The 20,090-nt window shown below is 42.8% G+C and carries 17 protein-coding genes; 7 read left to right on the forward strand and 10 right to left on the reverse strand.

The window, feature by feature from the left end; all coding sequences use genetic code 11:
• Positions 1–8 precede the first annotated feature (8 nt).
• The 5 genes from E2626_RS06290 to E2626_RS06310 form a co-directional block, all read right to left on the reverse strand.
• On the reverse strand, positions 9–1,364 hold the full coding sequence (locus tag E2626_RS06290) for a sensor histidine kinase (protein WP_134380887.1): 1,356 nt from the start codon (positions 1,362–1,364) through the stop codon (positions 9–11).
• Positions 1,361–2,056, reverse strand: a complete 696-nt coding sequence (locus E2626_RS06295; protein WP_134380888.1) for a response regulator transcription factor — start codon at positions 2,054–2,056, stop codon at positions 1,361–1,363. The genes E2626_RS06290 and E2626_RS06295 overlap by 4 nt, the downstream gene beginning before the upstream one ends.
• Positions 2,057–2,086: 30 nt before the next feature.
• Positions 2,087–2,842, reverse strand: a complete 756-nt coding sequence (locus E2626_RS06300; protein ID WP_134380889.1) for an ABC transporter permease — start codon at positions 2,840–2,842, stop codon at positions 2,087–2,089.
• On the reverse strand, positions 2,814–3,743 hold the full coding sequence (locus tag E2626_RS06305) for an ABC transporter ATP-binding protein (protein ID WP_134380890.1): 930 nt from the start codon (positions 3,741–3,743) through the stop codon (positions 2,814–2,816). The genes E2626_RS06300 and E2626_RS06305 overlap by 29 nt, the downstream gene beginning before the upstream one ends.
• Before the next feature lie 115 nt (positions 3,744–3,858).
• Positions 3,859–5,319: a glycoside hydrolase family 32 protein gene (locus tag E2626_RS06310; protein ID WP_134380891.1), complete on the reverse strand. Its 1,461-nt coding sequence runs from the start codon at positions 5,317–5,319 to the stop codon at positions 3,859–3,861.
• 302 nt (positions 5,320–5,621) lie between these two features.
• Here E2626_RS06310 and E2626_RS06315 point away from each other — a divergent pair, with 302 nt between their 5' ends.
• The 6 genes from E2626_RS06315 (at position 5,622) to E2626_RS06340 (ending at position 12,196) form a co-directional block, all read left to right on the forward strand.
• The gene (locus E2626_RS06315; RefSeq protein ID WP_166786754.1) at positions 5,622–6,602 is read left to right on the forward strand and encodes a nuclease-related domain-containing protein; all 981 of its coding nucleotides are present in this window, start codon (positions 5,622–5,624) and stop codon (positions 6,600–6,602) included.
• A gap of 258 nt (positions 6,603–6,860) precedes the next feature.
• Positions 6,861–7,244 (forward strand): GntR family transcriptional regulator, encoded by a 384-nt coding sequence (locus E2626_RS06320; RefSeq protein WP_134380893.1) that lies wholly within the window; start codon positions 6,861–6,863, stop codon positions 7,242–7,244.
• Positions 7,241–8,146: an ABC transporter ATP-binding protein gene (locus E2626_RS06325; protein WP_134380894.1), complete on the forward strand. Its 906-nt coding sequence runs from the start codon at positions 7,241–7,243 to the stop codon at positions 8,144–8,146. Before E2626_RS06320 ends, E2626_RS06325 begins: the two co-directional genes overlap by 4 nt.
• Complete coding sequence (locus tag E2626_RS06330) at positions 8,118–10,100, forward strand: DUF6449 domain-containing protein (protein ID WP_134380895.1); 1,983 nt, start codon at positions 8,118–8,120, stop codon at positions 10,098–10,100. The genes E2626_RS06325 and E2626_RS06330 overlap by 29 nt, the downstream gene beginning before the upstream one ends.
• A 72-nt stretch (positions 10,101–10,172) precedes the next feature.
• Positions 10,173–10,865 (forward strand): ABC transporter ATP-binding protein, encoded by a 693-nt coding sequence (locus E2626_RS06335; RefSeq protein WP_134380896.1) that lies wholly within the window; start codon positions 10,173–10,175, stop codon positions 10,863–10,865.
• The gene (locus E2626_RS06340; RefSeq protein WP_134380897.1) at positions 10,862–12,196 is read left to right on the forward strand and encodes an ABC transporter permease; all 1,335 of its coding nucleotides are present in this window, start codon (positions 10,862–10,864) and stop codon (positions 12,194–12,196) included. The genes E2626_RS06335 and E2626_RS06340 overlap by 4 nt, the downstream gene beginning before the upstream one ends.
• A gap of 96 nt (positions 12,197–12,292) precedes the next feature.
• Here E2626_RS06340 and E2626_RS06345 read toward each other — a convergent pair whose 3' ends face one another.
• The 5 genes from E2626_RS06345 to E2626_RS06365 all read right to left on the reverse strand — a co-directional run bounded on the left by E2626_RS06345 (position 12,293) and on the right by E2626_RS06365 (position 18,268).
• Positions 12,293–14,602 (reverse strand): bifunctional diguanylate cyclase/phosphodiesterase, encoded by a 2,310-nt coding sequence (locus E2626_RS06345; protein ID WP_134380898.1) that lies wholly within the window; start codon positions 14,600–14,602, stop codon positions 12,293–12,295.
• A gap of 125 nt (positions 14,603–14,727) precedes the next feature.
• Entirely contained in the window at positions 14,728–15,828 is a 1,101-nt protein-coding gene (locus E2626_RS06350; protein ID WP_134380899.1) for an S-layer homology domain-containing protein, read from the reverse strand.
• Positions 15,829–15,958: 130 nt separating this feature from the next.
• On the reverse strand, positions 15,959–16,588 hold the full coding sequence (locus E2626_RS06355; RefSeq protein ID WP_134380900.1) for a YczE/YyaS/YitT family protein: 630 nt from the start codon (positions 16,586–16,588) through the stop codon (positions 15,959–15,961).
• 80 nt (positions 16,589–16,668) lie between these two features.
• Entirely contained in the window at positions 16,669–17,733 is a 1,065-nt protein-coding gene (locus E2626_RS06360) for a hypothetical protein (RefSeq protein ID WP_134380901.1), read from the reverse strand.
• Positions 17,726–18,268, reverse strand: a complete 543-nt coding sequence (locus E2626_RS06365) for a sigma-70 family RNA polymerase sigma factor (protein WP_134380902.1) — start codon at positions 18,266–18,268, stop codon at positions 17,726–17,728. Before E2626_RS06365 ends, E2626_RS06360 begins: the two co-directional genes overlap by 8 nt.
• Before the next feature lie 210 nt (positions 18,269–18,478).
• On the opposite strand from E2626_RS06365, the gene mbcS reads away from it, so the two are divergent.
• Positions 18,479–20,059: an acyl-CoA synthetase MbcS gene (gene mbcS / locus E2626_RS06370; protein ID WP_134380903.1), complete on the forward strand. Its 1,581-nt coding sequence runs from the start codon at positions 18,479–18,481 to the stop codon at positions 20,057–20,059.
• Positions 20,060–20,090: the final 31 nt, after the last annotated feature.

Consider the following 20,090-nt stretch of genomic DNA (forward strand, 5'->3'; position numbering starts at 1 on the left):
CTCCGTTTTTAATGTTCATCTTCCCTTTTAAAAGGAAGACTAACCGTAAAAGTACTTCCCGTTCCTTTTTCACTGATGACAGAAAGTTTGCCGCTGTGAGCCTCAACGATAGATTTCGCAATCGAAAGTCCGAGTCCGCTGCCACCATCGGTTCTTGCCTGATCAGCTCTATAGAACGGGGTGAAGACTTTTTCAAGTAAATTCCGATCCATTCCATGTCCATTATCCATAAGATCAATATGCCAGTTGTGATTTGACAAACGCGTGCTGATTTCTACACGGTCTCCGCCATACCGGAAAGCATTATCTATAAGGTTTGTCATTACCTGCTGCATTCTGAGAGGATCAATTTCAAGAATAACTGCTGGCGCCACTGAACCCTTGATTAGCATCCTGTGGTCGTGCTCAGCTGTTTCCATATATTCAATTAAATCATCAGTGAATAAGGTACTGACAACAGGTTGTCTATAGACCGGCAGTTTTCTCAACTCCAGCCTGGTCAAGTCGAACAGATCCTCAATCAGACTGTCTACCTGAAGTGTCTTCTTATGAATGATATTTAAATATTTCTGCTGTTTTTCTTCTGATTTGACAACACCATCACGAAGCCCTTCCACGTATCCCTGAATAGAGGATAACGGGGTTCTGAGATCGTGTGATATACCTGCAATAAGCTCCTGCCTCGCACGTTCATATTCCTGCTGTTTTGCAAAAGAGTCTTTTATTTCCTGTCTCATTAAGTTAAAAGAGCTGATAAAGCGCCCGATCTCATCTTTTTTACCTTGCTGAACCGGATACTCAAGATTCCCTTTTCTTGCTTCTTCACTCGCTTCATAGACTGATTTTAAAGGTCTTAAAACTGATTTTGACAGCAGCCACACCCATAAGCCGATCGTCAGCAGCAGCGCGAGTATTCCACTGCCAATACTGATAAGGATGTACGTAAGGATCTTTGACTCCAGTTCAGTGGATTGAAGAAATAACTCAGCCTGCACCGGTTCTCCTCTGGACGTTTCTCCTTCAATCACGTCTGGTGTGTAATTAAAAGCAAGTCCATTAGGAGAGGTGTTCCGCAACGATTCACCATAGACCTGTTCACCCTGGTACGTCACATCTAAGGCCACGTCATATGATTCGGAGATTTCATCCAACCGCTGATCAAATTCACTGCTGGTAACTGACGGCAACTCCTTAAGCAGCGCTTGTATTTCCTCTGTAGTTTGCTGGTGGGACGACTCTATTTCACCAGCCACCCTTTCGATACTTAAGGATAATAGAGTGAGTGTCCCTGCTATGACAGCTAGCGGAATCACAATGACAGAGATTAAAGCAACTACCATTTTCATCTTCAGCGTTTTCATCATTTACCGTCTCCAATAAACTTATATCCAACACCCCATACAGTTTGGATCCACCGTGGTTGTGAAGGGTCTGTCTCAAGCTTCTCACGCAGCTTTCGGATATACACATTTAACGAATTAAAATCCCCCAGATGGTCATATCCCCACACTTCGTTGAACAATTGTTCTTTAGAATAGACTTGTCCCGGACGCTTGGCGAGGACGTAAAGAATCTGAAATTCTCTCGCAGATAAAAGTAGATCGCGTTCTGAAAGCTTAACGGTCATCTGCTTTTCATCCAGTATCAGCTCTCCGTAGCGGAGCACCCCCTGCTCATGTTGTGCTGAAAAATAACGGGAGCGTCTGAGATGGGCTTTTACCCTAGCCGTGAGTTCACCTGGACTGAAAGGTTTTGTAATATAATCATCCGCTCCAATGCCCAGCCCGATAATTTTATCCGTTTCACTGCGTTTAGCTGTCATCATCAGCACCGGGACGGTAGACGTACTCCGTATACTCCGGCACACTTCCATCCCGTCGATCTCCGGCAGCATTAGATCCAAAAGTACAAGTGAAGGATCAGCGTGCTGAAATTGTTCCAAGCCTTCTTTACCATTAGCAGCGAGAACAGTGGTAAAACCCTCAGCTTCCAGGTAGTCCCTCACCAGCTCTGCAATTTCTGTTTCATCTTCAATAATCAGTATCGTTTCGCTCATAGATTACACACCCTTAATAGATTGACTCTATTATACGGCAACATCCCGCCGCTGAAACACCTGCCAGGACACAACTGCAAAAATAACCAGATATGCTGCAATGACAGCCAGTGAAAATCCAACTGTCATTCCCTCAAACAGCACTCTATTTTCTTTAAACTGAGTCAGGTTCGTATTTGCAAATAAAATATACTTCGCCCATTCATAGCGACCCGCAAGCATCGTCATCTGCGGACCGGTAAACATAAGGAAAATCGACAACCCAATCGCAAGGGAACTGCTTCTGAACACTGTTGAAATCATAAAGGCCATTGCTGCATAAATGACCAGTTCACCTATATAAAGAAGGTAAGTCTCAGCCAGGTCTCCCAGCATATTTACTTCATTTATATAAAGCGGTTCAAAACCAAAGAGTAATCCGCCAATCATGAGAGAAGCACCTGCCAATACAAAAAGCATCAACACACCATAAAGAATAACCACCAAGAACTTTGCAGCCAGAATTTTCACACGTCTGACAGGTCTGATCAGCAGCAGTTTAATCGTTCCACTTGAAAATTCTGATGCAACCGTGCTGCCCGCTGCAATAATCGAAAAGAGAATTGTCACCGCATAAAGTGTGGAAGCGTCTGCGACGAACTCCCAAAACGCTGTAACCTCAGTAAAATAAGCGGTTCCACCTCCAAGAGTTGCCACGAGCGCTACAAGAATAACACCCATTATCAGTGCAGATGGTTTTTTAATTAATTTTACCCATTCATTTTGAAGCAGTCTGAGTGTATGCATGCTGATCCTCCTCTGTCATTTGAAGAAATGAATCCTCGAGAGTTTTCCTCATAGGTGTTACTTCATAAATATCGATCTGATGTTTTGATAAATGGTGAATGAGTTCAGGCAGTTCATCTTTTTCTGCACGAACAATCAATCCATTTTCTACTTGCTGATAAAGTCGATTGCTCAATAGTTCTTTCACTTTTTCTAGAGGAGCAGCGTTCAGTAATACATCATGGCTTCCTGAATCCACAAGCGTTTCGGTCTTCTCAACCCTGATCAGATGTCCGTTCTGAATAATACCAATCCTGTCGCACATCAGCTGCATTTCAGATAGCAAATGACTCGATACGAACACAGCCATCTGCTCCTCTTTTGCGATACGTCTGATATACTGACGGATCTCTCTGATTCCCGCTGGATCCAGACCGTTCGTCGGTTCATCAAGAATCAATAGTGACGGCTTGTGTAATAGTGCCTGTGCAATCCCCAGGCGTTGCCTCATGCCAAGTGAATAACCTTTTACTTTTTCATGAATTCTTTTTTCAAGACCAACAAGCTTTACGACCTCATCAACTCTTTCTGCAGGAAGCTTTTCAGGAAACAGTCGCTCATACTGACGAAGATTTTGATAACCGGTTAAATGCTTGTACATTTCCGGATTTTCAATAATCCCTCCGACATGCCGGACCGCCTTTTCAAAGTCAGTTGTAATAGAGTGACCGTTGATTAAAATCTGTCCTTCTGAGACTTTCGTCAGCCCCACCATCATTCTGATCATCGTCGTTTTACCTGCTCCATTCGGTCCCAGGAACCCAAAAACCTCACCCGGATAAAGCTTCGTACTAATCCCATGAATAATCTCTTTTCTGCCTATTCTCTTCTTCACATTTTTAATCTCTACGACTGTTTTCATCAGGCTCATCTCCTTCTACCTGTATTCTGACAAACAGAACTTAAACAGAATGGACGAAATCCTTAAAAATATCTTAAAAAAGACAGGTCCGGCAATTTGCCAAACCTGTCCTTAATTAAATCACTTTATTTAAATCCCATTTCTCAAGCCGCTCTATCACAGCCGCTCCATCTGCTTCAAACTCAATTCCATCCGACGTTTCTTCCGGATAAATACGCGCCGTCATCACAGCTTCACCGTTATTAATGAATATTTCTGCAGATGATTGATCAAGGAAGAAGTGAAGTGTTAAACGGTCTTGTTTTTTCACTTCCACTGTTCTTGTCCCACTGACACCTGCACCTGATTCTGTACGATCGAGTGTAACTGATGAGTCCTGTCTTTCCCATTTCAAAAACGTTTTCTGACCGTTACCACAGCGGACATTCACGCTAAAAGCATCCGCATCTTTCACATTCACTTCAAGTTTCATCTCAATGCATGTTCCACTGATTGAATCAAACGTTCGTTTAGCTGAAATGGGTTCATTTTCAACGTAAACCTCTTCTTCTCTCAGCTCAGCAAGCTCCGGCAATGGCTGAACTAGCAGCCGGTCCCCGTCCGGCACAAGCACTCTCGGAATCGTCATCGCCCCGCAAAATCCATGTGCCTGCGTTGGCATCTCACTCTCCCACATATCCATCCAGCCAATCATCACACGTCTGCCCTCAGGATCTTCAAGTGTCTGCGGAGCATAAAAATCAAAACCCGCATCAAGCATATGAAAATCGCCATGCGTGAACTTTCCTGTCTCATAATCAAGTTCGCCAAGCACATACACCGCCTGATGCAAATTATGAAATTTATTTCCTTCCGGCTTCACGCCCTGTGGTGACATCACAAGTACGTCACGTTCACCTAAATGAAAGAAATCCGGACACTCCCACATAAATCCGCCGTTCTCTTCTTTTTTAGCCGAAACAGCGACAAACTCCCAGCTCTTCAAATCAACCGACTTATAAAGGAGTACCTGTCCCTTGTGATCCTTCGTTCGCGAACCAAGCACACAATAATATGTATCACCATGCTTCCACACCTTCGGATCCCTGAAATGAAACGGGTGGATATCACCGTCAGGCGCCCCTTTGATAACCGGCTCCGGCCATTTAGTGAAATGAATCCCATCCTCACTCTCAGCAATCATCTGCACCTGCTTCAGATCGGAATCATGATCAGGTCCTGTCCACACATTTCCCGTATACATCGCCACAAGCTTTCCATCCACTTCAATCGCACTGCCCGAAAAACATCCGTCCGCGTCATCTTGCGTACTAGGCGCGAGGGCAACAGGAAGGTGTTCCCAGTGCACCAGATCCCGGCTCACTGCATGCCCCCAATGCATCGGCCCCCACTCCGGCGAAAACGGATGATGCTGATAAAACAAATGATATTCACCTTTAAAATAAGAAAAACCATTCGGATCATTCATCCAATACGCCCGCGGTGCCACATGAAATCCCGGATACCAATGATGTGCCTCAGCTTCCGGCTGCTTCTCCTGAATAGACGCCTCTGCAATTTGAATCTCCTTCTCCATCACGTCACCTGCTTTCAGTTTGTTACGTTCATTTTAGCACTTTGTAGGATGCAGTTGGGAAACTGGGGGGTTGGGTGCGTTCGCTCTTTAACACTCGGTGTTCGGCATATAACATGTCTTGTTCAACTTTCAGCATACTGTCTTCGTCACTTACCCCCACTTGTTCGACGTTTAAAATTAAACTTCAACTCTAAGGGTATAATGACCTAGGTAATTTAATATTAACATTTTAAAAAATCTCGTGTAATTATCTTCAAAATCATATATGATAGGTGAAAATAAATAGACTTGGAGGAATAGCATTGATTTTCCATGAAAGAAAACCCTCAATCCGCGCTCATGCATACGAGCTCCTTTCAAGACATTTGCCTGAAAACCTTCCCGCTAAAACTTCCCTTTTAAAAGAAGCCTCTATTATCAGAGCAGGTGAGTTTGGTGAAAAACTCATAGACCAATTACTACTCCCTTTCGGATCAGATGAATTTTTGATCGGTCTAAATCTCACTTTCCCTTTTGACGGAGAAACAATTCAAATTGATCACTTGGTTTTAACTCCCTCGTTTGCGTTAACAATTGAAACAAAACATATAAAAGGCCACGTTAAGCTAGACCTTGAAAACGAACAGATGTATCGTCATGAACCGGACGGCTCTATTTTCACTTCCACTCATCCTCCCCTTCAAGCTGAACGTCACCGAAAAGGTCTATTACAAATTTTTAACAAAATGAACGTTGACCTCCCAGTATACTCCTTGATTCCGTTCACACATTCAACTGTTCATTTAGAAGCTGTTGGTTCCTACACTGTTCTCCCTCAAGAAATTTGCCGGAGTGGAAGGTTTACAATGAAATTAAGAGAACTATGCGAATCCGGTCTCCCTCAAAAAATTTCTCCCCTAGCGTTACCTCAAATTGCTGATACTCTTAAAACATATACTGTAAATGAAAAAATTTATCATACGCTTGATCGGTTCAATATAAGTAAAAGTCAGCTTATTCCAGGTGTCTGGTGTCACTTTTGTTCAGAGCTGTCTTGTATCTGGACAGGTCGACGCTTTCGATGTCAATTATGCAGAGAACCAAATGATGAGACTTATCAGGATACCTTATTTGTTTACCTCACTTTTGTATCTGAATCCATTGCTAATAAGCAGGCACGCATAATGTTGAACTTAACGCGTCCGGGAACAGCGAGAATTTTGATGCTTAAAGCCGGTCTAGAACCTTTTCATAAAACTAGCAAGAGGTTTTACCGTATACGAAAAAGCATTCGTGCCAATTAATTGGCACGTTTTTTTATTAGTCAAAATACCTGAAGTATCGAACCTATATAATTAAGTGTTGAACTAAGCTAGTTAACTGTTGAACACTCCGGGTTAAACGTCGAACCCCATCAGTTTAACGCCGAACACCTATTTTTTTACGCCGAACCACAAACACCAACCACTAAAAATATTTTCCAAATGCCTATTGACCACCCTCCTCAACCGTATTACAATAAGTAGTACAGGTAATACACTAATATTTGGAGGAGGGTGCGGATGTTTACGTTGGATACGCGCAGCCGGGTTCCGATTTATGAGCAGCTGATGGATCAGTTGAAGACGCTGATGATACGGGATTTATTGCAGCAGGATGATCAGCTGCCATCGGTCAGGAATCTGGCACAGGAATTGACGATTAATCCGAACACGATACAAAAAGCCTATCGTGAGCTCGAGCGTGAGGGATTTATTTATTCCGTTCCTGGAAAAGGCAGTTTTGTAGCACCGTTACAGAATGATGGGAATGAGGAGAGATTGGGGATGCTGAGACAGGATTTAGAAAAAATCGTGAGTGAATTTTTATTCTTGGGTGGATCAAAGGACGATCTGATCAATCTGATTCAAAAAATTGAAATTGGTGAAAAGGAGGGTGAAAAATGATTCATGCATCCGCAGTAAATAAACGGTTTGATGACCTGCAGGCGGTTGAGAATCTCACACTCCATGTAAAGAAAGGATCAATTTACGGACTGCTCGGATCTAACGGTGCCGGCAAAACGACCCTTCTTAAAATACTTGCCGGTATTTATAAATATGATAGTGGTGAAGTGAAGATCGCTGACAAGACGGTGTTTGAAACACCTGAAACGAAACAGCACGTGCTCTTTATTCCTGATCAGCCACACTTTTTACATCAGACTTCTCTGAATGATATGGCGGGCTTTTATAAAGAGGTGTATGCGAGATGGAACGAAAAACGCTTCCAGCAGCTGACAAAGCATTTCAGAATGAATCCTGATAAAAAACTGACAAGAATGTCTAAGGGGATGCAACGCCAGGCTTCGTTTATCCTGACACTGTCTGCGATGCCGGATGTACTGATTCTTGATGAGCCGTTTGACGGACTTGATCCGGTTGTTCGTCAGCAGATGAAAAATGCCATTCTGCAGGATGTGGCTGACCGCGGCCTGACGCTGATTGTGTCTTCACATAACCTGCGTGAGATGGAAGACTTTTGTGATTACGTTGGGATTATGCATAATGGCGGATTATTGTTTGAACGTGATCTGGATGAATTGAAAACAGATATTCATAAGCTGCAGATCGCGTTTAAGAAGCTGCCTGAAAAAGAGGCTTTCCTGAGCGGCCTGGATGTGCTGCATTATGAAAAGCGCGGCAGTGTATTGCTGATTATTGTGAAGGGGCGTGAGGAAGAGATTCTTCCTTATGTACAAAGCTTCAATCCGGCGATTTTTGATTTGCTGCCGTTGACGCTTGAAGAAATCTTTATTTATGAGCTGGGAGGTGTTGGCTATGAAATCCGGAACCTTATTGTGGAATAAAGGACTGTTCAGACAGCAATTAAGATCTGTGACGTGGGTTGGTGTATTTTTGGCACTGGCGCTTGTGATTATGCTGCCGCTCAGCATGTTTATTCGTGAAATGACGCTGCGTAATGATCAGTTTTATGCCGGATTCACTGATTACGAAGGGATCTTAAATCCGCTGTTTGAGTTCTCTATCCCGTTTCAGCTGATCGCTTTTTGTTCATTCCCGGTACTGATCGGTATTATACTGCTGAACTTTATGACGAATAAATCGGCGACGGACTTCTTTCACAGCCTGCCTTTTAAAAGAGGAACGACCTTAACAAATGTTTATATTACAGGTGCAGTCACACTAATAGTTCCGCTTGTGATTACAGGAATTCTGACTGCAATTCTGTATCCCTTCCTGACTGATCAGTTTTATGCAATTTCTGATATTTTCAGCTGGATAGGGCTTTCCTATCTGATTATGCTGTTTATGTTCATTCTCACTGTTGCGGTTGGTATCTTTGTAGGAAATGCACTGCTGCACGGTGCGTTGACGTATACAGTCATTATTGTGCCTGCACTGATCATTTTGCTCGTACTGGTTAACCTTCAATATTATGTAACCGGTCTTGCGCTCACTGCTTATACAGAAACATTATTAACAAATGGTATTTTCTTTGGCAGACTGATCGAGTTGACGCAGACACCTTTTAGTTTGATGGAGTATCTGATCTATACGCTGATTGCTGCTGCACTTGTTGCTTTCTCTTACTTTGCTTATGCGAAACGACCTTCTGAAGCAACTGATCAGACAATCGTCTTTCCGCTTTTCCGCTATGTGTTTCTGTACAGCCTGACACTTTTCGTCATGCTGATCTCCGGATTCTATTTTACAGAAATTCAGCAGGGCAGCTTTATCTGGACGATCGTCGGCTATCTGCTTGGCGCATTTATCGCCTACACGGTTTTACAAATGATCCTTCAAAAAACACTGCGTTTGTCATGGCCGTGGAAAGGGTTTGTTGTATACGGTGTTGTTGTGACGCTGCTGATTGTTCCCGTGAATCTTGTGGCTGGTTTTTATGAAGATAAAATTCCTGCAGTAAGTGAAGTAGAGTCTGTAGAAATTCACAGTCCGAACTCCCGTAATAGCTTCATGCATGTTGAAGGAGCTGAGATGCCCGCTTTAACTAATGCTGATGCAATCGAAATGGTCACTACTGTTCACGAACAGCTGATTGACCACAGACATAGCCAGTTTGATGACTGGAGTACCGTGATTATTAATTACACGCTTGAAGATGGCAGTACGCTCTCAAGAGAGTACGATGTGAATCATGACTATTTAAAAGACGTGACGGTCGACTTAAGAAGCACGCAGGCTTTTAAAGAAGCATATGATCCTGTCTATTTAGCTTCTGAGAGTGACAAATTGAACTATATGATGTTTTATTCTAATCAAAATGGCGAGCCGATCAGAATTGCCGATGAAGAAAAAATGGCGAGCCTGATCGCTGCAATGAAAGAGGATCTTGAGAATCTTCCTTCTGAGGAGCTGGCAGTTGACTGGAGTCCGCAGTCTGCAGGTGAAATCCAGTTCTCGATGAATCTGCCATATGATTATCATTCAGTCGTTACAGAAGACCATAAAAATACGATTCAATGGATGAATGAAAATGGCTACGGGGACGCAATATTTCTACCTGAAAACCTGGAAGAAGTGACGGTGGCTAAATCCGAAGGCGACGAATTTTTCCGGGAAGTGGACTCTGTTGTGTATGAAAACAGAAGCACGCCGGATGATTTAAATGTACCAACGATTACGATCACAGACTCCGCTCAAATTGAAGAATTATTTGAGATCGGATCTTTTCAGAGCTATGGGGATTATGTGATTTTCTATCGCGTGAATGATGGCTACAACTATCTTGGCATTGATGAGTCAGAAGCACCGGAATTTCTCACAAGCCAGTTCGATTAATTGAATGAAAGGGATCTGTTTTCAGGGTCCCTTCTTTCTTTTTGCCAAAAAACAGAAAAAAGGAGTGTTAGTATGATCGAAATTAACCAATTAAGCCACCATTTCACACTAGGAAAAAAAGGTCAGCAGACTCGTCTGGATGTGTTAAAAAATATTTCTCTTCATGTTAATGAAGGAGAAATCGTGTCTATTGTCGGCCGGAGCGGTTCCGGAAAATCTACACTTTTAAACTTAATCAGCGGTTTTATACATCCTTCTGAAGGTGAAATTTTAATTCTGGATCAGAAAGTCAGCGAATTCACTGAAGAAGAATTTGCAGATTTCCGCCTTAAAAATATGGGCTTTATTTTTCAGAGCTTCCAGCTGATCCCGAGTATGACAGCCTATGAAAATGTTGAACTCCCACTGATTTTGAAAGGTGTATCTGAACAGGCGAGAAAACAGATGACGCTTGATATGCTGAAAACGGTCGGACTTGATACATTCAAGGACCATTACCCTAGTGAGTTATCAGGCGGGCAGCAGCAGAGAGTCAGTATTGCCAGAGCGCTGATCCTTGAGCCTCCCCTCATTTTAGCGGATGAGCCGACAGGAAGCCTGGATAGTGAAACTGAAGCGGACCTTCTGAACTTTATTAAAAAGTTAAATCGCGAGCGTGGCATTACGTTTGTCATTATTACTCATGATGATGAGGTAGCCAGAATCGGTCACCGTACCATAGAGATTGCAGATGGTGAGCTTGTGAAGAGCGGGGTGCTTGTATGAAGCTAAAAGATCAGTTCCGTTTCATTCAGCAGAATATGAAGAAAAATAAAATGCGTGTATCTATGACGATTCTGGCGTCAGCAATGAGTGTTGCCTTCCTGATCGTACTTGCTTCTGTCGCATTTGGTCTGCACGATACAGTAATCAAGGACACCATTGAATCGCCTGAAGTGACTCAGATTGAGGTGGCTGGTAAGGATATAGGAAACGGCAATGCTGAGAGTTTATCAAACGAGGATATTGAACAAATCGAAGCGCTCGAAGGTGTAAATGCTGTCACACGTTCAAAGCAGGTCAGACAGGAAACCCGCTACATAACAGAGGGTTATGAAATCAATACCCAGACGATCCAGAGCCACTTTCCATCCATGAAAAATGCTGGAATGGACTTAGGTGAAGGGGCATTCCCCGAGGAAAAAGATGAAGTCGCTGTCGGCTATCATTTTGCACTCAACCTATTGAAAGACGATGTTGATCCTGAAGAGGCAGAGTACGGAGAAGACGGTCATCTGATACCTGAACAGCGCTTTTCAGGTGAGATCATTGGCCAGACTTTCGATCTTGAATTTAAAAGAATGCAAGATGGTGAAGAAATCACTGAAACAGTTCCCGTTACAGTTACCGGTGTAATTGAAAAGCCCGGACGTGAATGGGCATGGGACCAGAATGTCTATATTACAGATGAAAAACTTGCTGAGCTTGAAGCCATTACCGGCACATCAAAGGCGATGCTTACTGACCCTGCTGATGCTGCAGAAGACACTGGATATGACAGTGCCACTGTGTATGCCGATGACCTTGAAACAGTAAAAAGCGTTATGACTTCTCTTGAAGAAGAAGGTTACTTTGTCTATTCAATGGTCAGTGAGATGAGTCAGATCAATACACTATTTAACATTGCAAAAGCTGGCCTGATCTTTATCGGTACCATTGCGATTCTGATCGCATCTATCGGCATTTTTAATACAATGACGATGGCTGTGACTGAACGCGCCCCAGATATCGGCATCATGAAAGCCATTGGTGCAAGTCCAAAAGTCATTAAACGGATCTTTCTGCTTGAGAGTACGTATATTGGACTGATCGGAGCTGTGATCGGGATTGCAGTTTCCTATGTAATCAGCATTGGAGTTAACCTTGCTTTACCACTAATACTCGAGTCGGCATTTGACGAGGAGCTTCCCCAGGGACTGCAGTTCTCCTCCATTCCCTTCAGCCTCGTTCTGATTGCAGTTGCCATCTGCCTGATTGTGACGATGCTTTCTGGTATGAGACCCGCAAAACGTGCCACTGAGATTGACGTGTTAAAAGCGATGCGCAGAGAAGTGTAATGATTCATCGTTTTATCCAAAATAAGAGCAGTACTGGGTTTCATTCACCAGCACTGCTCTTATTCTAATTTCTCAAAAAACCACCAATTTGTCCGCTCAATACCTCACATCTGAGGCAGCTTGCTGATAAGCAGATTCCTGTTGTAATAAAAGTGCGACCTGATCCGGTTTAAGCGGTCTGCTAAAATAGAACCCCTGGATTTTCGAAGTGCTATTAGCCCTTATAAACGCTACCTGCTCAGAAGTTTCAACACCTTCAGTAATGACATACATCCCAATGCCGTCAAGTACCTGATAAAGCCCCTTCAACAGCTTAGAGTCAAATTCTTCGGAAGGCACATTCTGAATAAATGACCGGTCGATTTTCACTACGTTAACCGGCATATTTTTCAGGTTAAATAATGTGGATGTCCCTACTCCGAAATCATCAAGCGCAACCCTTACATCCTTCTTTCTGAGTTCTTCAGCAAATTCCACAATTTCGCCATCAAAGAAGAAAATATCACTTTCTGTTATTTCGACCTGTAGCTCTTCTGCAGGGAATTCGTATTTATCAAGCAGCATGTCCAGCTTCTCAAGGAAGCGGTCTTTATTTTTCATCTGCATTTTTGACACATTGACAGCGACACCGATCTGTCCCAGTCCACTGTCTCGCCACTGCACTGTCTGCTTTATACTTTCCTCAAGTACCCATTCACCAATATCACTGATAAAGTTGCCGTTCTCAGCAATCGGAATAAATATATTTGGAGGAATTCTTCCCTTTACCGGATGATCCCATCTGATCAGTGCTTCGACTCCGGTCATTTGATCTTTGGCGCTTGTATAAATCGGCTGGTAATCCAAATACAATTCATTGTTTTTAAGTGCAAATTTCAAGTCGTTTTCAAGTGTCAGTGTGTTCTTATAGTCAAGATCCCCCGCCAGATCATGATAATGGAGAAGCTGATTTTTACCTTTACGCTTCGCTTCGTACATGGCAATGTCCGCCGCCTGCAATACCTCATCAAAAGAAGCGCCATCAGAAGGATATCGTGCAACCCCCACACTTGAAGTAACATATGTTTTAATGTCATGAAGCTCGTAATTCTGCTTCAGTTCTTCAATCATTTGTCCGGCACGCATTTCAAGGTGGGCAGCGTCACTGGCATGTATGAGCATTAGAAACTCATCTCCGCCCATTCTCGCGACAACTTCATTTTCAGTATCAACAAAGCTCCTTAAGCGATCGGCAACTTTCTTTAAAAGAATATCTCCCATTTTATGTCCAAGTGAATCATTAATTCGCTTGAATCCATCCAGATCAAAGAATAAAAAAGCAATACTTGTGTTATCTATTTTTGCCAGACGCTGAAACTCCTCGATAATACCATATCGATTCAGCATTCCCGTTAACTGATCATGCTGTGCCATCTTTGATATGTCACGATGGCTTTTTTCAGCTGAATCAAGCATCCCATTAATCGAATTTCCAAGGTTATGAATTTCATCTCCATTATGCAAGTGCCACTTCACCCTTGAACTGATGTCTTTAGAACTGCGGATCTGATTCAATTGCTTTGACAGACTAGTTACTCTTGAAATCATCAGACGATCAAGCATGACGTATAGAATAATTGCAATTACAGCCAGTAAGACCAGTAAATATAAAACAAACTTTGTAATGACATCTCTTTTTGAAAGATAATAGCTGCGTGGTTTATCTATTGTCAGGTTCATATAAGATGATTCAATCGAGCTGCTAAGAATATATGAACCTGACATTCTTTCTTCATTTACAATATTAAGTGTCCGCATATTACGATCGGGTAATCCCCCTATCACTGCAGAGGATAAATTCAATGATAAATCGTGACCCAGCCGCTTAATATAGTTATGACTGATATTTCTTGCCATAATCAGTTTTCCGGCTGGAGCTCCGATATTTGAAGTAGGCAGAATCTGCTGAACAGATACCATGAAGAAAGAATTTTCACCGCCAATTAAATAAGGGTGTACTGAAGGTTCCAGCCCGTATAACCGATCAGTGAGCAATTCTTTTTCCGGCTCAAACCCATAGCTGCGGTCAAGCACCAGACCCCCGTCCTCATCTACTGCCATTACCCGCCAAATACGGTTATTCATAAACGTATTTTCATCTATATTTGATGTGATAAAGTCCGGATTTCCACCCTGAACAAATTCATAGGTATCATCCCACTGTGCCCAGTCCCGATTCAGGCGGGTAAGGAGGTCTTCTTCCAAACTGATCGCATTGCTGATACGGTCCATATCCTTGTACATACTCTCTTCATCCATTGCCAGTGCATCTGACAATAGCATGGGACGGATAAGGGTCGTCAGCAAAATGAGAAATAAGAACATACTTCCACCAATTACCCACAATGTCTGTTTCTGAAGTTTCATACCCCCACCCCCAATCTTAAGACCTATTCTAAATAGTACTATGTATTTATTTTACGTCATGTATAATTTTAGTCAATAACAATTCAATGGAAAAACCGGTCTCTCCGCAGAGACCGGCTCATTTATTAAATAGTCCAGCGGTCGTTGACAATTGCGATCAACACCCACTCACCACTGCTATTCTTCTCAAACACAAGGTTCAAACTCTGCCAATCCATATAATCATATTCCGACGTTCCCTCAAAATAATATTCTACTACTCTGCCGGCAGGATATTTCTGTCTGATTAACTCCTGAGTTGAAAAGTGCTTGGAACGGTCATAGCGGTATTTAGCTTCATAATCCGCTTCCATCAGCCATTCTTCATCATATTCGGCCGGTGTCAGTTCAATCGGAAACCCTGACCCGTCCTGATCTCCCCAGTAATACACGGTTGAATCATCCATAAAACCATCCAGTTCTGATTCACTGAACTGTACCCCACCGTGATCAATACAATTTCCAGCGTATGGACAGAATGTTAGTGGTTCTTCACCCATATAGTTTGCAAGCTGATCAAATTCTTTATTTTGCAGATGCGCAAGAATTTCGTTTGAGGTTTCAAGAAGCGCCTGATATTGTGGCACAAAAGACGGTTCAATTGCACGTGCTAAAAATGCCGCAAACTGTCCACGTGTAATTTTTTCATTTGGACGAAACGTACCATCCGGATAACCCGTCGTCACACCGTGTTCCTTTAGTTTCGCTACAGCCTTTGACATTTCACTATTACCGGACACATCACTGAAGCCTGAAGGTGGTGCTTCCGCCCATTTAAATGCTCTTGAAAAAATTAAGGCTGCCTGCCCTCTTGTTAAATCACTGTGTGGCCGGAAAGTACCGTCACTGTATCCACTAATGTAACCCTGTTCATAAGCTGACATCACATATCCAGAATAATAAGCATTTTCCGGGACGTCACTAAATGGTGTTGCCCGCTTTTCTTTGTAAAGGTAGATCCCTTCACCAATCATTTTCATTGCCTGTGACCTTGTTACTTTGTTGTAGGGTCTGAAGGTTCCATCAGGATAACCATCAATAATCACTTGTTCATGCAGATAGATAATTTCCCAGACAAACTGATGATTCATCGGCACATCATCGAATGACACAACACCTCTCGCCTGATTAGGAAACAGTAAAAACAATAGAATGGAAGCCGCTGCTAAAATCCCGAACTTTTTCATCGGAAATACGCCTCCTTTTGCTTACTATTATAACATTTTGAACACGCTTAAATTTGAATATTCAGAAAATATTTAAGCTAAATTTTCCGCGCAAAAAAAGACCCGTTCACGATGAACAGGTCTTCCGTTATTAAAGTACAACTTCTGTTTCATTTGTCAGCCGCTTGCGTGTATTCGTTACCGGTGTGATGAAAAATTGAATCAGCGACCCAATTCCAAATGCCACAATGACTGTTCCAAGTCCAATCGGTCCGCCAAAAAGAAATGCGATGACTAACACGGTCACTTCCATCACTGTCTTCGAAAAAGCCAGGCTTTTACCAGTCCGCACCTGAATCGCCATCATCAGGCTGTCAATCGGATTTCTTGCAAAGTTCGCCTGCAGATAGAACGTGATTCCGACTGCGATAATGATTACGCCAGCAGCGAGCATCATCGCTCTGACCGGCATTGTCAGTGCATCAACTCCGGCAAATGCAACGAGCAGCCAGAAGTCCATAAACACGCCGATCAGGAAAATCGTAATAATCGCCAGAAAATCCGGCATTTTCTTCATCAAATAACCATTTAGCAGAATCAAAATGATTCCTAATATAAATACCCAAGTCCCAACCGTAAAACCGATTGTTTCTGATAAACCAACATATAATGCATCCCATGGCCCAACGCCCAGATCCGCAACGATCATCATACTGATTCCAAACGACAGCAGCAGTAATCCAAGCAGATAAAACATCCCTATTACAAAACCTTTTTTCAAGATTGCACCTCTTCTTCTTAAGATCTACCTGAATATCTTAACACGGAGAAGAGGTCCGTACCACTAAAAGTTGTTCTACATTACCACCATTCGGGAAGAGATATGACTTTCCAAACTCCCTTTTCTTTTTGAAAATGAAATTCCTCACTTACATTCTGATCTGAATCGAGAATTCCGATATACGCCTGATCCTCACTCAACATCACTTCAAGTGCTTCACCTTCTTCCGATAAACCATTAATCATTTGTGAATGACCTGTCCTACCTAAATTGTATGTTTCAAGTACTTCATGATTTGTAAAAAACAGCAGCTGATCATCGTAATCTAACTTCGGTAATATATTAATGATTTCTGTAGGCGTAATTTCTGTTAATGATATCGACTTATTTTTAACTTTTTCAGCAAGAGCAAAAGATTCCTCAATCCCCAAAAAAGATGACTTTTCACTAATAGATCTTTCGTCAAACTGTAAATATGGTGGTCCAATCGGCACTTCCAGCATTGCCCATGTATTATGCTGACCTGTAGCAGTATCAAAGTTAATATAGATCCCGCTGAATTGCAGCGTTACGCTTTCTTTTGTCTTTCCTTCAAATTCAAAATATTTTTCATAGAAGTATAGCCTTCTCTGCATACGAAGTTGACTTCCTTCAAGATCAATTGGAAATTCAATATCCTCGAATTTGTCAGGCTCAAATAACGACCATGATTCAAGATCAGGGTTTTCAGTAATATTGCCTTCCATTTCAATCGTTTTATCAAACTTTACATAAGAGTTTCCATTTTCATTTTCAGATAAAAGTATATCTGTGACAGTCCACCCATTCAACACATCACCAATTTCAAACTCTCTCATATCAATATTCTGTTCTTCAACTGGCTTAACGTTTTCCTCTATGCTCTCTTCAATCTTATCAACTTCCTCCGGCTGATCCACCGGCGCCTGCTCTTCCACGCCAGTCAGCTGCACAACCAAAAACATCGCTGCGGCCGCTGCAACGGCAGACAGACTGTAAGGCAGCCACTTCGCTGACCGTTTTTTCTCACCGCGCTTAATCTTATTCCACACTGCATTTCTGTCCTCACTCGAAAACTCCGATTGATCAGGCCAGTTCAGTCGTTCCGGAAGCTTATTTTTACTCATGACCAGTCCCACTCCTTTCCTGATAAACATAGGCCTTTCTCAACTTTTCACTCCCGCGTCTGATCCGCGTCTTGACTGTCGGAACCGGTAAGCTGCAAATGTCCGATATTTCCTGATAGGACAGCTCATGTTCAAAGTGAAGAAGTAAGAGCTCACGGTATTTCACCGGCATTGCCATCATCATGGATAAAAGTAGCTGCTTTTCCTCTTTTAGCACTGCTTCATCTTCAAGTGAAAGCCGGTTTGCCTTTTCATTTTCAAATGAGTGTTCAAACAGGCTGACTTTCCTGTGATTCCAGCTTTTTAAGTGATCTTTCGCTTTATTTGCTGCAATTTTAAAAATCCACGTTTTCATTGAAGATCTTCCTTCAAACGTTTCCCATTTTTCATAGACGGTGACAAATACGTCCTGGGAGAGGTCACCTGCTGTCTCCCAATTCTTCACATATGTATAGATAAACCGCTTGACTGCCGTACCGTATTCGTTCATTACGGCTTCTAAGCCATCGCGTTTTCTGACAGAAGAATGATCCATTCACTCACTTCCTCTTTTAAATTGTTACTGGTTAGACGATCGTAATTTTAACACTGATTCATTTATTTTACAGATGCTGATTTGTTTGAAAATTCCCAAAACGACCTTGACGAATGTTTTTGGAAACGTTTACAATATTTAAAGTAAGAACGTGCGCTGAGCGAGCGTTCAATCACCACACCATAGAGAATATCGAACGGGGGAATGGGTATGAATGCTGAGAATTTAATTGCACCAGAACAGTACAATATCGCAAAAGAACTGGATCAGTTCGCTTCTGATGATAAGAGGATTGCGATCAAATGGCTTGATGATAAACAAAACAGACGTGACGTTTCATACAAAGAGCTGGTAGAACGCACGAATCAGTTTGCACTTGCACTTAAAAGTAAAGGCATTTCAAAAGGTGACAAGGTACTCATCATTTTACCGCGCCTTCCGGAAGCATATATGAGCTATCTGGCATGTCTGAAAGCCGGTATCATTGCGATTCCATGCTCTGAAATGCTGCGCAACAAAGACCTGGCTTATCGTATGAAGCACTCGGATGCTAAAGGGGTCATTGCATTTCACGAGACGACTTCAGAGGTAAATGCAATTGATGAAGACCTTCAGGCATTACATAATAAATTCATTGTTGGCGGGTCCGAAAACGGATGGGAGTCTTTAGAGGCTCTTGCTGATCAACAGTCAACTGAATACGATGGCGAACCGACTTCACGTCATGATACAGCCTTCCTTCCATATACATCTGGAACAACGGGTAATCCAAAAGGTGTGATTCATACACATGCATGGGGTTACGCGCATGTCCGCACAGCTGCGAAAGAGTGGCTTGGCGTTCAGGAAGGCGACCTCGTATGGGCCACTGCAGCACCTGGCTGGCAAAAATGGATCTGGAGTCCATTCCTTTCGACGATCACACTTGGCGCAACGGCATTTGTCTATCACGGTGGCTTTAATGCTGAAACCTATATGACCTATTTAGAAAAAGAAAAGATTAATGTGCTTTGCTGTACACCGACTGAATATCGTCTGATGGCAAAGCTTGATAACCTTGCTTCTTACAAACTGCCTGAATTACGAAGCGCAGTATCTGCAGGAGAACCGTTAAATCGTCCTGTCATAGAGGCATTCAAAAATGCTTTTAATGTCATTGTCCGTGATGGCTACGGTCAGACAGAAAACACGCTGCTGGTAGGTACACTTCAAGGTATGGAAGTAAAGCCGGGCTCGATGGGCAAACCGACACCAGGGAATAACGTGGAAATTATTGATGAGCACGGTCAGCCTGCAAAAGAAGGCGCTGTTGGTGATATTGCTGTTCATAAGGACTGCCCTGCACTATTTTCTGAGTACTACAAGGACCACGAACGTACCCAGGCGGCTTACCGAGGAGACTGGTATCTGACTGGAGACCAGGCATCCCGTGACGCTGATGGCTACTTCTGGTTTGAAGGGCGCAGTGATGATATTATCATCAGCTCAGGCTACACAATTGGACCTTTTGAAGTAGAAGACGCACTGCTGAAGCACCCTGCTGTTCGTGAATGTGCAGTCGTTGCGGCTCCGGATGAGATCCGCGGCAGCATTGTAAAAGCGTATGTTGTTCTTAGAGATGACAATGCGACTGGTGATGAAGCGCTTGTGAAAGACCTTCAGAATCACACGAAAGAAATGACGGCTCCTTATAAATATCCGAGACAGATTGAATTTATCAGCGAGCTTCCGAAAACAACTTCCGGTAAGATTCGCCGGATTGAATTGAGGCAGAAAGAACAGCAGACATAATATAAAAAGAGCTGACTGCAGATTGTTTGCA

It is taken from the genome of Jeotgalibacillus salarius (assembly GCF_004405125.1).
Classification (GTDB): Bacteria; Bacillota; Bacilli; order Bacillales; family Jeotgalibacillaceae; genus Jeotgalibacillus; species Jeotgalibacillus salarius.

Coding starts and splice junctions, on each gene's coding strand:
- E2626_RS06320 (WP_134380893.1), top strand. CDS start 6,861: ATGTTTACGTTGGATACGCGCAGCCGGGTTCCGATTTATGAGCAGCTG.
- E2626_RS06330 (WP_134380895.1), top strand. CDS start 8,118: ATGAAATCCGGAACCTTATTGTGGAATAAAGGACTGTTCAGACAGCAA.
- E2626_RS06310 (WP_134380891.1), bottom strand. CDS start 5,319: ATGGAGAAGGAGATTCAAATTGCAGAGGCGTCTATTCAGGAGAAGCAG.
- E2626_RS06290 (WP_134380887.1), bottom strand. CDS start 1,364: ATGATGAAAACGCTGAAGATGAAAATGGTAGTTGCTTTAATCTCTGTC.
- E2626_RS06365 (WP_134380902.1), bottom strand. CDS start 18,268: ATGGATCATTCTTCTGTCAGAAAACGCGATGGCTTAGAAGCCGTAATG.
- E2626_RS06345 (WP_134380898.1), bottom strand. CDS start 14,602: ATGAAACTTCAGAAACAGACATTGTGGGTAATTGGTGGAAGTATGTTC.
- mbcS (WP_134380903.1), top strand. CDS start 18,479: ATGAATGCTGAGAATTTAATTGCACCAGAACAGTACAATATCGCAAAA.
- E2626_RS06335 (WP_134380896.1), top strand. CDS start 10,173: ATGATCGAAATTAACCAATTAAGCCACCATTTCACACTAGGAAAAAAA.
- E2626_RS06300 (WP_134380889.1), bottom strand. CDS start 2,842: ATGCATACACTCAGACTGCTTCAAAATGAATGGGTAAAATTAATTAAA.
- E2626_RS06325 (WP_134380894.1), top strand. CDS start 7,241: ATGATTCATGCATCCGCAGTAAATAAACGGTTTGATGACCTGCAGGCG.
- E2626_RS06295 (WP_134380888.1), bottom strand. CDS start 2,056: ATGAGCGAAACGATACTGATTATTGAAGATGAAACAGAAATTGCAGAG.
- E2626_RS06305 (WP_134380890.1), bottom strand. CDS start 3,743: ATGAAAACAGTCGTAGAGATTAAAAATGTGAAGAAGAGAATAGGCAGA.
- E2626_RS06340 (WP_134380897.1), top strand. CDS start 10,862: ATGAAGCTAAAAGATCAGTTCCGTTTCATTCAGCAGAATATGAAGAAA.
- E2626_RS06360 (WP_134380901.1), bottom strand. CDS start 17,733: ATGAGTAAAAATAAGCTTCCGGAACGACTGAACTGGCCTGATCAATCG.
- E2626_RS06350 (WP_134380899.1), bottom strand. CDS start 15,828: ATGAAAAAGTTCGGGATTTTAGCAGCGGCTTCCATTCTATTGTTTTTA.